Consider the following 13,363-nt stretch of genomic DNA (forward strand, 5'->3'; position numbering starts at 1 on the left):
AAACGGTGAACAGGTATCAAAACCCTGTCCACCGTTTTTTCAGTCTAACCTAACCAACTTAATTTTATCTTGTCATCCTCCGACAATCTCTCTACTTTAACAACCTCACTTATTACCCTCACCTATTACTTATTACCTATTACCTATTACTTACTACCTATTACTTTTTATAAACGAAACAGCCTGCCCGCCTCCGGGAGCCATCCGTATACTCAACGTATTTTCAGATGTTACAATCTGTTCCGTAATCTTATAATCGGTAGGATTCGTTTTCCAGTCAGCCTTTTCGCCATCCGCATAGATGACAGCCTTATACTGCTTGCCTGGTTCCAGGAAGTCCAATTTTACTTCTAAAGTACGGGGGCTTTCATTAGTAGCTGCTCCCAGGAAATAATTGCCTTTTGCTTTACGTACCACTGCAATGAACTCTCCCGGTTCACCTGCCAGTGCTTTCGATTCATCACAATCCGGATCAAAATCACGGAAGAACTGGAATGCCGGATGTCCTTCATAATGCTCGATCATATCCGAAGCCATCTGCAAAGGAGAATACAGGATTACCCAATTAGCCAGTTGTTTAGCCAGCGTCGTATTCACACGGCTATTGCCTTTATCCTGATCGTTCCACTTCTGTCGGCGCGGAGAATCCTTCGTTTTCAAGAACAGAATATCAAAAGTTCCCGGCGTATAATCCATCGGACCGGACAGCAGGCGGGTGAACGGTAACATCACGTGATGAGAAGGAGGATTGCCTTCACTCCACGCATTCCATTCCATGCCTCTTGCCCCCTCGCGTGTCATCATATTCGGCCATGTACGACGGATACCGGTATCTTTGATCGGTTCGTGTGCATCCAGAGTCATTTGATGACGGGCGGCAGTTTCCACTACCCGTTGATAGTGATTGACACCGTATTGGCTATGATGCAGATACCCATCCGGAAATGCGCCTGCATATCCCGTCTTCAGGAGGTGGATACCATGATCGGTATACCATTGCATGGCATGATCCATCTGACGTTCATAGTTAGGAATATTCCCTCCGGTCTCATGATGTCCCATGATTTCAACACCTTTCTCTTTGGCATAACGTACGATTTCATCAATATCGAAATCCGCATATGGCTTGGTGAAATCAAAGCTCTGCATACCGCCCCAACTCTCCCAACCTTCGTTCCAACCTTCGAACAGGACAGCTTCGATATGATTGGCCGCGGCAAAATCTATGTATTTCTTTGCATTGGCAGTAGTAGCTCCGTGACGTTCGTCCATCTTCCAGGTCTCTACGCCGAGGTGCATCCCCCACCACACTCCTACATATTTCAGCGGACGAATCCAGTCCGTAGTTTCCAGTACGCAAGGATCATTCAGATTCAGAATGAGTGAAGAGTTGATCAAACCGACAGCTTCCGGTGCGATCTGTATGGTGCGCCATGAGGTCGTGAAGTAATTTCCCTTACGCGCCTTAATGCCGTCAGGCCACGGGGCAAGTTCCGCTTTCAATGTATAATGGCCGATTTGCTTCAGAGTCATTTCCGGAAAATCATACAAAGCGGCTTCGTGTATACTTCCGTAAACTCCATCCGCAGTCTTGAATGTGAAAGGTGTATTAGCCGTTTCCACTTCGGAAATCGGTTGTTGTTGATAGAGTAGTTCATATGTTTCGGCACTGGCGGGAATCGACCACGAAGTTCCGTCACGATGGAAACGGAAAGTAGTCAGTTCGTCGGTAATCAATAAAGAATCTACAGTCGGCACCGTGTATTCATAGCGGAAACCGATTCCATCATCAAATACACGGAAACGGAGTGTCAGTTGTACCTGATCTTCATTTGTCAGGCTGACTGCCATTTCGTTATAATGATTCCGGTTCTTTTTGTTTTCTCCCCACGGCTGTGTCCAAGTTTCGTCTTCACTGCTGAAAGTCGTGTTCTTCACCTGAAAACCTTCTGCCAGAATGATGCCGTTAGCCGCCGTAAAGCCCATGGCTGAATTTTCTATCAAGAGGGAGTCATCCACCGACACATTATAAAACGGTTTGCCGTTTTCGTCTACCGTCAATGTCATCTTGATATGTCCGTCCGGTGACTGGACCTCTGTTTTCGGGCTACTACAAGCATAGCATCCCAGCACACACAGAAAAGCTCCAACTAAATGTTTTACTTTCATAGTATAATCGTCTGTTTATATATAATACAGTTCAGAAAGGAGAAACACTTAAATGTATGCCGTTTTTCTTTCTTCAGATGCAAAGAAAAAGTATCTTTGCATCTAAACAATGTAGATTTATGGCAAAAATACTATTAGCAGAAGATGAAGTCAATATCGCCTCCTTTATCGAACGGGGACTGAAAGAGTTCGGACATTCGGTAACAGTCTGTCATGACGGAAATACGGGTTGGAAAATCCTTCAGGAAGAACCTTTCGATCTTTTAATCCTGGATATTATCATGCCGAAAATAAACGGGCTCGAACTTTGCCATCTCTATCGGCAGATGTTCGGTTACCAGACACCGGTCATTATGCTGACGGCTTTAGGCACTACGGAAGACATTGTAAAAGGACTGGATGCAGGAGCAGACGATTATCTCGTCAAGCCTTTCAGTTTTCAGGAACTGGAAGCACGTATCAAGGCGCTGCTGCGACGAAACAAGGAGGCTGTAACCAATCAACTGACTTGCGACAATCTGGTATTGGACTGTAACACCAGACGGGCAAAAAGAGGTGATGCGGATATCGATCTCACCGTAAAAGAATACCGCCTGCTCGAATATTTCATGACTCACCAGGGGGTAGCCTTGTCGCGCATTACGCTGCTCAAAGACGTATGGGACAAGAACTTTGATACGAATACCAACATCGTAGACGTATACGTCAATTATCTACGGGTAAAGATAGACCGTGACTTCGACAAGAAACTGATTCATACGGTAGTAGGATTAGGATATATCATGAATGCCTGAACATCCATCAAATAAATCCGTGTATGAAAATAGGTTCTAAAATAGCTCTCTTCTATACGTTGCTCAGTGTACTGACAACTATCATCATTATTGCCGTATTCTATCTTTTCAGCACACAGTTTATCAATAAACTCTATGCCTCCTACCTTCGTGAAAAAGCATATCTGACCGCACAAAAGCACTGGGAGAAAGACGAAATAGACGAACAGAGTTACCAGATTATCCAGCGCAAATATGACGAACTCCTGCCCGAAGCTCATGAGATTCTTTTAAATATGGACAGTCTCTCCGAAGTCCGTGACACACTGAACAAATATCTGACCCAGCATCAGCAGGCACTCCTGATAGCCGGTGAAGACAGCATCCCTTTTTCTTTTAAATACAAAGACCAGTTGGGAGCCGCCCTTTATTATCCCGATAATGAAGGGAATTTCATCGTCCTCGTCATGTCCCGGAATGTGTACGGTGCAGAAATCAAAGAACACCTCTTGCTTCTCTCCATCTTTCTGGTTTTATTCAGTTCCATCCTGATTTATTTAGTCGGGAAAATCTATTCCGGCCGTATTCTTATCCCCCTGCAGCATATACTGAAGGAACTGAAGAGGATACGAGCCAACAGCCTGAACCGCCGGTTAAAGACGACCGGAAACAACGATGAACTGGAAGACATGATCAAAACACTGAATAGCATGCTCGACCGTCTGGACAGTGCTTTCAAAGCTGAAAAGTCCTTTGTCAGCCATGCTTCGCATGAACTGAACAACCCCATAACCGCCATACAGGGAGAATGCGAAATCAGTCTGCTGAAAGAAAGAAGTACCGGAGAATATATCGAAGCCCTGCAACGAATCTCATCCGAAAGCAAGCGAATCTCCAATCTGATCCGCCATCTTCTTTTCCTTTCACGTCAGGATGAAGAGCTCTTAAAAAGCAATATGGAAGCAGTGTCTCTGCCGAATATGCTGAATGACTTAATAAAAACGAACGAACGAATCCGGTTCCATCATGAAGAAACAGGTAAGTCTGCCACTGTAAAGGCCAATCCTTATCTGCTCAAAATAGCTTTAAAGAATATCATCGATAACGCCTGCAAATATTCAGAAAAGGAAGTAGACATTACACTCAGCCGTAAAGATCAACACCTCGTTCTTGAAATAAAAGATCAGGGCATCGGCATTCCTCCGGAAGAAATAGAACATATATTCCAGTCTTTCTATCGGGGCAGCAACACACATGACTATGCAGGTCAGGGCATCGGCCTCAGTCTGACGCTGAAAATAGTATCTGCCTACAACGCCAGACTGGAAATATCTTCGGAAATAGAAAAAGGAACAAAAGTACGGGTGATCTTCTGATTCAACCGACTTTTGTCCCTTCCTCACTTCTACCTACTGAAAACGAAATTAAAATTTAATCTATGCCGTTTCTTTCATAGAAAGAATAGAAAATGAATTAGATACGTCTTTGCAATAATTTTCCGTTTTTATCATATAGCATTCGTTCATACACTACTTCCACAATCAGCGGGAAGATGAACAAGGCGAAGAAAGTCGCTCCTATCAATCCGCCGATAATGACAATCGCCAGCGGACGCTGTGATTCCGAACCGATACCATGACTCATAGCCGCAGGCAACAGACCGATAGCCGCCATAGCCGCCGTCATTATCACAGGGCGGATACGTGATCGGACTCCTTCTTTAGTGGCCTCCTGTAAGGGCGAACCCAGTTTCAGATTTGCCTTGATATCGGAAATCATAATAACGCCATTCTGTATGCAGATACCGAACAAGGCGATAAAACCGATACCCGCCGATATAGAGAAATTGAAACCCGTTATCAGAAGGGCTGCGATACCTCCCACGGCAGCAAACGGTACATTCAGCAATACCAGTCCTGCATCTCTTGCATTAGAGAAGAGAATAAACAGAATAATGAAAATAATGGCAATGCTAATAGGTACTACCTGCGCCAGACGTTTCGAAGCACGCTGCTGATTCTCAAAATCACCCGTCCATTTCAAAGAATATCCCGCCGGTAAATGGACGGAAGCATTTACCTTTTTCTGCGCTTCGGCAACTGCCGTACCCATATCCCGTCCTCTCACCGAGAACTTGACAGCACAGAAACGGGCATGGTTGTCACGGAAGATCAATAATGGTCCTGTAATCGTAGTGATATCTGCCAGTTCCTTAATAGGCACCATCGTTCCGTCCATCGCCGGAACCAGTATCTTACCTATCTCCTCTTCATTCTGACGGAACTCTTCACTATACCTCACCATGATATTAAATTTCCGTTCGTCCTCATACAACAGCGAAGCTGACTTCCCGCCAATAGCCATTTCAATGATAGACTGAACATCTTCCTTAGCCACTCCATAACGTGCCAACTGACGTTCGTTCAGTTCGATACGAAGTTCCGGCTGGCCGATATTGCGAATCACTCCCAAGTCTTCAATTCCCTGCACGGTATTTAAGATCTTATCAATCTGGACGGCCAGTTTTTCCGATTCGTACAAATCCTTACCGAACACTTTCACCGCAATAGAACCTTTTACACCAGAGGCCGCTTCTTCCACATTATCCGTAATCGGCTGCGAAAAGTTAAAGTCAATGCCGGGATAAATGGATAAATCGTCCTGCATCTTGTCGATAAGCTGCAGTTTGGTCAGCTTGCTTTCCCAGTCTTTCTCCGGATAAATATCTACGTGAAACTCAATATTATAAAATCCGGTTGCATCCGTTCCGTCGTTGGGACGTCCGGTTTGAGACAGCACCTGCCTCACTTCGGGGAAAGTCAATAGTTTCTTTCTCATCTTATTTGCCAGTGTTACGGATTCATCCAGCGATATACTTTGCGGCAGCGTAGCACGGATGTAAATCGAACCTTCGTTGAGCTGAGGAAGAAACTCCGTCCCTAGGAAGGAGAAAAGCCATAAACCGACTCCTGCAACCACGGTTGCCAGTCCGATAGTCAGCTTGCGATGAGCATAGAAGGTATCAAAAAGAGCCGTACATTTTTGATTGATGAAATGAACAAAACGGTTGTTCTTTTCGCGTACATTCTTTTTCAACAGCATGGACGACATGACGGGAACCAGCGTTAATGTGAAAATAAGTGCACCCAGCAAGGCAAAACCCAATGTATATGCCAAAGGTGAGAACATTTTTCCTTCCACTTTCTGAAAAGAGAAGATAGGAATCAAAGCGGTAATGATGATCAGTTTGGAGAAAAATACCGCTTTTGCCTTATCCTTGGCGGTGTGACGGATCAGTCCCATCTTGGACATCACATTGAATGCGGGCATTCCCACCTCTTTCGCCTTCTTGTCCAAAGCGACAAACACACCTTCCACCATCACCACTGCCCCATCGATAATAATACCAAAGTCAATGGCCCCCATAGAAAGCAGATTGGCAGACATCCCCATCACGCGTAAACAAATAAATGCGAATAACAAAGCTAATGGAATAATCACCGCAACAATCACGGTTGTCCGCCAATCTGCCATGAAGATTAACACAATAAACGTAACCAACAATATTCCTTCAATCAGATTATGGGTCACCGTTTTTACCGCCAGGTTCACCAAGTCCTCACGGTCGTAGAACGGTATTATCCGTACATCTTCAGGAAGTACATTCTGATTCAATTCTTCTATCTTATCTTTCAGATTTGCAATGACTTCACCGGGGTTCTCCCCTTTACGCATCACCACAATTCCCTGAACGACATCGTTCTCATCCATTCGTCCCACTTGTCCGAGGCGGGGCAGGCAGGATTCGTGAACATCTGCCAGGTTCTTTACGAGAATCGGCGTCCCGTTGATGTTCTTCACTACGATGTTTCGCAATTCATCCAGGTCGTTTATCAAACCGATTCCCCGGACTACGTATGCCTGAGAACTTTTCGTGATGACATCTCCTCCTACATTGATATTACTCTTGGCTATCGCGTCATAAAGTTCGAGAGAGGTAATTCCGTAATTAATCAACTGATGAGGATTCACGCTCACTTCGAATGTCTTCACCTCGCCACCGAAACTGACGATATCAGCTACACCTGATACCGAACGGAGATTTCGTTCGATCACCCAGTCCTGAATCGTTTTCAAATCGCGTACACTACGTCTGTCACTGCGCAGGGTGTAGCGATAGATTTCTCCGGTAGGTCCGTACAAAGGCTGTACTTCGGGAGTCACGCCTTCGGGCAGATCGGCATCATTCAGCAAATTGTAGACTTGCTGACGGGCTGTAAAGTCATCAACACGATCTTCGAACATTACATTGATCACAGAAAGTCCGAAAAGAGTGGTCGAACGAATATCCGTTTTTTTCTGTACGGGATTCATGGCTATCTCAATGGGAATCGTGATAAATTTCTCCACCTCTTCCGCACTACGGCCCGCCCATTGCGTGATGATCGTCACTTTTGTATTCGTTACATCCGGAAAGGCATCTATCGGCGTATGTTTGAATGAGACGGCTCCGGCTATAACGGCAATCACCGTACAGAAGAATATAAAGAACTTATTCTTCAGCGAGAAGGCTACTATATTATCTATGAATTTATGCATACTATTCTCTGATTTTTAATCCGCATTCAAAGCATTATACACTAACAATACATTATTATTCAGTACCCTGTCTCCTTCGGAAAGACCGGAACGGACATAACATTCCTTGCTCAACTGTTTGTAAACGTCTACTTCCTTTATCTTCAGACGCTGGTCAGGCTCTACTGTGACCACATAATTCTTTCCTCCCTCGAACACCAGCGCATGGGAGTCGATACGAGGCATGGAAGTATCTTCCGCTTTACATTTTACGCTCACGTTTGTAAACATACCCGGCTTCAGCAGGTAATCCTCGTTTTTCAGTTTGATGCGTACGCTCATTGTCTTGCTTTCACTGTCCAGCAGATGATAGACCTTGTCGATCGTACCTGTAAATGTCCTTTCCGGATATGCCAAAGTCGAGATACGGACATCAGCTCCCTCGGAAACCTTACTAATATCACTTTCATACACATCCGCCATCACCCATACATCGGACAGACCGGAAATCGTAAACAGCGCATCCCCCTGGTCGGGGCGCAGCTGCATATCCCTGCTGATCTGCTTTTCCACAATAAAGCCTGATACGGGAGATTTAAGCTGATAAAAAGCATTTCCGGAGAAGTGATAAATGGAGAATATTTCTTTGATTCGTCTTTCTTCCGCTTCCGCACTTGCCAGTTCCTGCTTGGCCTGAAGTACATCTTTATCCGATGCCATGCCGGAAGTGTACATATCCTGTGTGGCATCCATGTTCCGCCGGGCCAGCAAAAGTTGTTGTTCAGCTTCTTTCAATTGTTTCTCATAATCTGCCACTTCCCCGCTACGGATCACTGCCAGCACTTCTCCTTTGTGAACAAAGTCTCCTATTTCGGCACGCAGTTCCGTCACGGTTCCTCCGAACATCGGATACACATTTGCCACCTGATCCTGATTGAAAGTGACCCGTCCATTCAATGTCAGTTCATCTACCACTTCACAGACGTGCACGGTATCGACGGATACGATTCTCAGCAGGCTGTCCGTCAGGCATAGTGTAGTCGGTTCTACTTTGGGTTGTTCTCCTTTTCCGGAGCATGCTCCCAAAAGGCTGCCAAACAATATACAAGGAAGAAATTTATTCCAGTTCATAGTCTTTGATAATTTATGGATTGTGATCTTTAATCGTTTCATATTGGTCGGTTTATTAGTAGTTCAATACATTTTGTCCGACAACTGTATTCAGGTTTTCCATAGCGAGAAATACGTTTTTCTTTATCTCGTATAGTTGGATACAGGTTTCTTTATAGCTGTCATAATAGTCGATAAATTCCAGCAGGCTGATATTCTTTCTGGTGAAATTCTCATTGACTCCTGTGATCAATTTCTCGAAGTTACGTTCCAGGTCCATATTAGTGGATTGATAGAGTTGAGTTGCTTTCTTCAGAGACGTATAAGCGGTGAAAAGTTCCATATCGGCACGATTGGCAGCATATTCCTGCTGCACTCCCGCCTGCTGGATACTGAAGCGGGCTGCTTTGATATTTCCCTGATTACGGTTGAAGATAGGTACGGACAGGCTTACTCCTATCGCGAAATAGTCATTGATAAAGTTTCCGACACGATCATAATTCCCTTTTACAGAGAACTCGGGAAAGGCCATTGACTTCTGTAGTTTCAGATTTGCACGGGAGGCATTCACTGTGCTTCGGGCAATCTTTTGGTCGGGCCGTTCATTGATGATTACTTTCAGGTCTGCAAATGATAATTGCGACAGGTCCAGTTGTTGCAGTACTTCTTCGTCTAATGAGAGTTGAACTTGTGTATCTTCCGGAAGGTTCAGTAATAAATTCAGTTCTCCCCTGGTAGTCAGTAAATCACTCTCCCGTTCGTTCTTCTCTTTCTTCAAGGAGAAGAGCATCGATTCCAGACGGGAAATTTCCATTAAAGAGATGTTTCCCTTTTCCTGCTGAACTTTCATTCCGCCCAAAAGTACTTGCAGGGAATTTACTTCCTTTTCATAGATGGCAATGGATTTAGAAAGAAAGTAGACTTCTACAAACTTTTCATTCAATTCCTGACGGAGCGTCCGCATTACTTCCTCAAACTGGTATTCAGCTATTTCCTTATTGATTTTTTCCAGCCGGACTTGCTTATTCCGCTGACCGGCAAGATGGATCACCTGTTCTATTTCAACAACAGCTTCCCCTTCTTTTCCAAAATCAAAATACTTCCCGTTCAATCGGTTGTAGACATTCTGTTCCAGCGAAATGACCGGATTTTCAAACAATTTGGCTTGTAATACCTGCGCCTGTGCCATGTCGATATTGTACCGCTCGGCTATCAACGATAAATTGCGCTCTAAAAAACGCTGCTCTGCTTCTTTCAGTGTCAATGTGCCTGCAACCTGTTGCGCACACATCTTTCCTGCCAATAGAAGAAATAGTAAAAATAAAAATGCTCTGTTCATCGCAATCTTTTTGTTACCTTAATTTGTTTTCCGACAAAAGTACAACTCTGCAACGGTAGAGGCTGGATAAAAGCGATTATAAGGCTCTCATTTCAGATTAGAATTTGATTAGAAAATATCTAGGGAAAGGAAAAATTGTAAACACAACAGGAAGAATGGCTATCCCTCTTTCTCTACCATACCCCTATCTTTGCAAAGTAGAAATAAATAATGAATCATTAAAAACAGGAAATATGAAAATTATAGATTTAACCAAAGAAAGTTTTGTTGAGAAAATTGCTGATTATCAGTCTTATCCGGATAATTGGGAATATAAAGGGGATAAACCTTGTTTAGTCGATTTTCATGCTCCATGGTGTGGTTATTGCAAGGCATTATCACCCATATTGGACCAATTAGCAGAAGAATATAAAGGGAGACTGGACATTTATAAAGTAGACGTCGATCAGGAAGAGGAACTGGAAAGTGCATTCAAGATTCGGACAATTCCCAACCTTTTGCTTTGCCCAGTGAATGGCAAACCGATAATGAAACTCGGTACAATGAATAAGGTTCAATTGAAAGAACTTATAGAAACGACTCTATTTTCATGATAAAATAGAATATAGAGCACTCACATAACTACTTTTCTTACTGAAAAAGTCCGAATCCTAATTGCTTTTTTGCAATTTAAAGGTTCGGACTTTCTATTTTAAAATAGGACATCAGGTACAATTAATACAAAATAAAGCCATGGAACAGCTAGAAGGTATGATATTTCAATTCCATGCGATGTCCTATAATTAAAATATCATTAAACAGATAGCGCTTATCATTTATGCAGCAACCTATCTGTCCCCGGAACAACTTTTCCCATCGACCAGACACACCGTACATTCAATTCCTTATCAAGTATCACAATATCAGCATCTTTACCTTTAGACAATGCCCCTTTCCGATCGCTCACACCAATCAGACGGGCAGGAGTTTCGGAAGCCATACGCACGGCATCTTCCAAAGGAATACTTGCTTTCTTCACCATCGTACGGACCAACACATCCATAGTCGCCAAACTACCGGCTAATGCAGAATGATCCGCCATCTTACATACTCCGTCCTCAATAATATAACGCGGATCAATCGGCTCGTTCCCTTCATTGGCAGCATAAGCCAACGCATCAGTCACCAGACAAGTATTCTCTACCCCTTTCAGTTTATAAACCAGTTTCAGAATAGTAGCAGGCAAGTGAATACCGTCTGCAATAACTTCTACCGTCATTCCATCTGTCAGATATACACTCTCTACCGTACCTTCATATTTATATTCGCGACGTTTATGAAAACCGGGCATCGCATTATAGAAATGAGCAGCATGCGAGAATCCTACCGCATACGCTGCCTTAATCTCATCATATTCAGCCTCCGTATGAGTAACGGCTGTCATAATTCCCTTGGAACGAGTGTATTTTGCAAAATCATGTGCCCCATGCAATTCGGGACTGATATCCCAGCGCTTGATACAGGAAGTATGTTCCAACAGCGGCACATATTCATTTTCATCGGGAGTTTTCAGAAAACCGTCATACTGGCTTCCTGCCATCTTCGGATTCAGATAAGGTCCTTCGATATGCAGACCGAGAATCGGAGACTCCGGTTCCTTCATCAGCTTCTCGCAAACATCGACCGCCTGATATATCCTCTCAAACGAAGTAGATGACAAAGTAGGAAATATGCCGGTAGCTCCATGCTTCAAATGAGCAGTTGCTGCGATACGGAAAGCCTCCTCCGTTGCTTCGGTAAAATCATGGCCGCCGCCACCATGCGCATGCATGCTGACAAATCCCGGTACGATCGTCATTCCTCTGGCATCAATCACTGTTGCACCGATAACTGCCAGATCACTGTTGGTTACCTCTAATATTTTTCCATCACAAATCAATACAGAGCCGTCTTTCAGCCAGCCTTGCGGAGTAAGTATTCTACCGTTGATTATTTGAGTTAACATCGTTTTCTTTTTTAGTCGTTAAAACAGCTTGTTTGTACCTTCTACCAATTGTCCCATCGCCCAGACCGCTCTTACATTCAGATCTCTATCCAAAGCAATAATATCCGCGTCCTTGCCACGTTCCAACGTACCTTTGCGGTCGAGCACTCCCATGATACGGGCCGGAGTCTCGGAAGCCATCCTCACAGCATCCGCCAAAGGAATTTCAGCATTCTGCACCATCGTACGGATCAAACGGTCCATCGTCGCCACACTTCCTGCCAATGCAGAGCGGTCTGCCAGTTTGCACACACCGTCTTCGATAATGACACGCGGATCAAAAGCAGTCTTACTGTCACTTGCCGCACAAGCCAGCGCATCAGTGATCAGGCACGTACGCTCCACTCCTTTTATCTTATAGACCAGACGAAGAATGGTAGGAGGCACATGAATGCCATCGGCCACGACTTCCACTGTCATATCATCAATCAAATAAATACTTTCTACCGTACCTTCATACTTATATTCCTTCCGTTTGTGAAATCCGGGCATAGCATTGTAGAAATGGGTAGCATGCGTATATCCTGCCTCATACGCAGTCTGGATATCTTCAAATTCAGCCTGTGTATGTCCTACAGATGCCAATACGCCTTTTGCGGTGATATACTTTCCAAACTGCATAGCCCCCGGAAGTTCCGGTGCCGCATCCCAACGTTTGATGCAATGGGTTTCTTCCAGCAAAGGGATATACTCTTCCGGATCAGGATTTTTGATATTCTCCGGAATCTGTCCGCCTGCCATCTCCATATTGAAGTAATGTCCTTCCAGATGCAGGCCGAGTACGGGACTGTCCGGCTCTGCCATCATCTTTTCAGTTGTTTCTGCGGCTGCACGGATCATAGGAATAGTAGAAGAAGAAAGTGTGGGGAAAATACTGGTAGTTCCGTGTTGCATGTGAGCTTTAATCACTGTCCGGAAGGCGTCTTCCGTCCCCTCCATAAAGTCTCTTCCACCACCGCCATGAACATGAATTTCTACTCCTCCCGGAACGATATACATGCCCTTGGCATCAATCAGTTTTGCTCCGATAACCGCCAGGTCGCAGTTAGTCACTTCCAGAATTTTATGATCACGAATAAGTACGGACCCATCCTTCAACCAGCCCTGAGGGGTGAGGATGCGCGCATTAATGATTTGTGTTAACATATCACAAGTTCTTAAATTAATTATAGGTCTGTGTGAGTCGATGACACTCTTTTTGGGGGAAGTACATCGACTTTCGTAATTACAAAAAGAGGTCGCCAATCTTATCGACTGACAACCTCACTACTTTGAGCGGAAAACGAGACTCGAACTCGCGACCCTAACCTTGGCAAGGTTATGCTCTACCAACTGAGCTATTTCCGCAAACTAAATTTTCTCCATTCAGAA

General features: G+C 44.3%; 9 protein-coding genes and 1 tRNA gene. 3 read left to right on the forward strand and 7 right to left on the reverse strand.

What is annotated here, in order from left to right:
- Positions 1-153: 153 nt before the first annotated feature.
- Positions 154-2,169 carry a glycoside hydrolase family 97 protein gene (locus NBH01_RS04345; RefSeq protein WP_117981345.1) on the reverse strand — a complete coding sequence of 672 codons (2,016 nt, stop codon included), beginning with the start codon at positions 2,167-2,169 and terminating at the stop codon, positions 154-156.
- A gap of 119 nt (positions 2,170-2,288) precedes the next feature.
- Here NBH01_RS04345 and NBH01_RS04350 point away from each other — a divergent pair, with 119 nt between their 5' ends.
- Both NBH01_RS04350 and NBH01_RS04355 read left to right on the forward strand, forming a co-directional pair.
- Entirely contained in the window at positions 2,289-2,963 is a 675-nt protein-coding gene (locus NBH01_RS04350) for a response regulator transcription factor (protein ID WP_061473174.1), read from the forward strand.
- 23 nt (positions 2,964-2,986) lie between these two features.
- On the forward strand, positions 2,987-4,318 hold the full coding sequence (locus tag NBH01_RS04355; protein WP_225679079.1) for a sensor histidine kinase: 1,332 nt from the start codon (positions 2,987-2,989) through the stop codon (positions 4,316-4,318).
- A gap of 97 nt (positions 4,319-4,415) precedes the next feature.
- On the opposite strand, the gene NBH01_RS04360 is transcribed toward NBH01_RS04355, so the two are convergent.
- Genes NBH01_RS04360 through NBH01_RS04370 form a run of 3 tightly spaced genes read right to left on the reverse strand, consistent with a single transcriptional unit; the run spans position 4,416 to position 9,969 of the window.
- Positions 4,416-7,541, reverse strand: coding sequence for an efflux RND transporter permease subunit (locus tag NBH01_RS04360; protein ID WP_225679081.1), 3,126 nt, complete (start codon positions 7,539-7,541; stop codon positions 4,416-4,418).
- Between the two features lie 15 nt (positions 7,542-7,556).
- Complete coding sequence (locus NBH01_RS04365; protein ID WP_016267410.1) at positions 7,557-8,651, reverse strand: efflux RND transporter periplasmic adaptor subunit; 1,095 nt, start codon at positions 8,649-8,651, stop codon at positions 7,557-7,559.
- A gap of 55 nt (positions 8,652-8,706) precedes the next feature.
- Positions 8,707-9,969 (reverse strand): TolC family protein, encoded by a 1,263-nt coding sequence (locus NBH01_RS04370; protein WP_225679083.1) that lies wholly within the window; start codon positions 9,967-9,969, stop codon positions 8,707-8,709.
- A 233-nt stretch (positions 9,970-10,202) separates the two neighbouring features.
- Here NBH01_RS04370 and NBH01_RS04375 point away from each other — a divergent pair, with 233 nt between their 5' ends.
- A complete protein-coding gene (locus tag NBH01_RS04375; protein WP_016267408.1) occupies positions 10,203-10,562 on the forward strand; it encodes a thioredoxin family protein in 360 nt (119 codons plus the stop codon).
- 218 nt (positions 10,563-10,780) lie between these two features.
- Here NBH01_RS04375 and nagA (NBH01_RS04380) read toward each other — a convergent pair whose 3' ends face one another.
- From nagA (NBH01_RS04380) to NBH01_RS04390, 3 genes are all read right to left on the reverse strand, one after another.
- Positions 10,781-11,953: an N-acetylglucosamine-6-phosphate deacetylase gene (gene nagA, locus NBH01_RS04380; RefSeq protein WP_011107394.1), complete on the reverse strand. Its 1,173-nt coding sequence runs from the start codon at positions 11,951-11,953 to the stop codon at positions 10,781-10,783.
- 18 nt (positions 11,954-11,971) lie between these two features.
- On the reverse strand, positions 11,972-13,138 hold the full coding sequence (nagA, locus tag NBH01_RS04385; protein ID WP_250700008.1) for an N-acetylglucosamine-6-phosphate deacetylase: 1,167 nt from the start codon (positions 13,136-13,138) through the stop codon (positions 11,972-11,974).
- Between the two features lie 128 nt (positions 13,139-13,266).
- Positions 13,267-13,339: transfer RNA gene (locus NBH01_RS04390), tRNA-Gly, on the reverse strand.
- Between the last annotated feature and the right edge of the window lie 24 nt (positions 13,340-13,363).

The sequence above is a fragment of the Bacteroides sp. B1-V-101 genome (genome assembly GCF_023656585.1).
GTDB lineage: Bacteria > Bacteroidota > Bacteroidia > Bacteroidales > Bacteroidaceae > Bacteroides > Bacteroides thetaiotaomicron.

Bases quoted from the DNA above. Each gene is read 5' to 3' on its own strand.
- NBH01_RS04345 (WP_117981345.1), bottom strand. From the start codon at position 2,169: ATGAAAGTAAAACATTTAGTTGGAGCTTTTCTGTGTGTGCTGGGATGC.
- NBH01_RS04350 (WP_061473174.1), top strand. From the start codon at position 2,289: ATGGCAAAAATACTATTAGCAGAAGATGAAGTCAATATCGCCTCCTTT.
- NBH01_RS04355 (WP_225679079.1), top strand. From the start codon at position 2,987: ATGAAAATAGGTTCTAAAATAGCTCTCTTCTATACGTTGCTCAGTGTA.
- NBH01_RS04360 (WP_225679081.1), bottom strand. From the start codon at position 7,541: ATGCATAAATTCATAGATAATATAGTAGCCTTCTCGCTGAAGAATAAG.
- NBH01_RS04365 (WP_016267410.1), bottom strand. From the start codon at position 8,651: ATGAACTGGAATAAATTTCTTCCTTGTATATTGTTTGGCAGCCTTTTG.
- NBH01_RS04370 (WP_225679083.1), bottom strand. From the start codon at position 9,969: ATGAACAGAGCATTTTTATTTTTACTATTTCTTCTATTGGCAGGAAAG.
- NBH01_RS04375 (WP_016267408.1), top strand. From the start codon at position 10,203: ATGAAAATTATAGATTTAACCAAAGAAAGTTTTGTTGAGAAAATTGCT.
- nagA (WP_011107394.1), bottom strand. From the start codon at position 11,953: ATGTTAACTCAAATAATCAACGGTAGAATACTTACTCCGCAAGGCTGG.
- nagA (WP_250700008.1), bottom strand. From the start codon at position 13,138: ATGTTAACACAAATCATTAATGCGCGCATCCTCACCCCTCAGGGCTGG.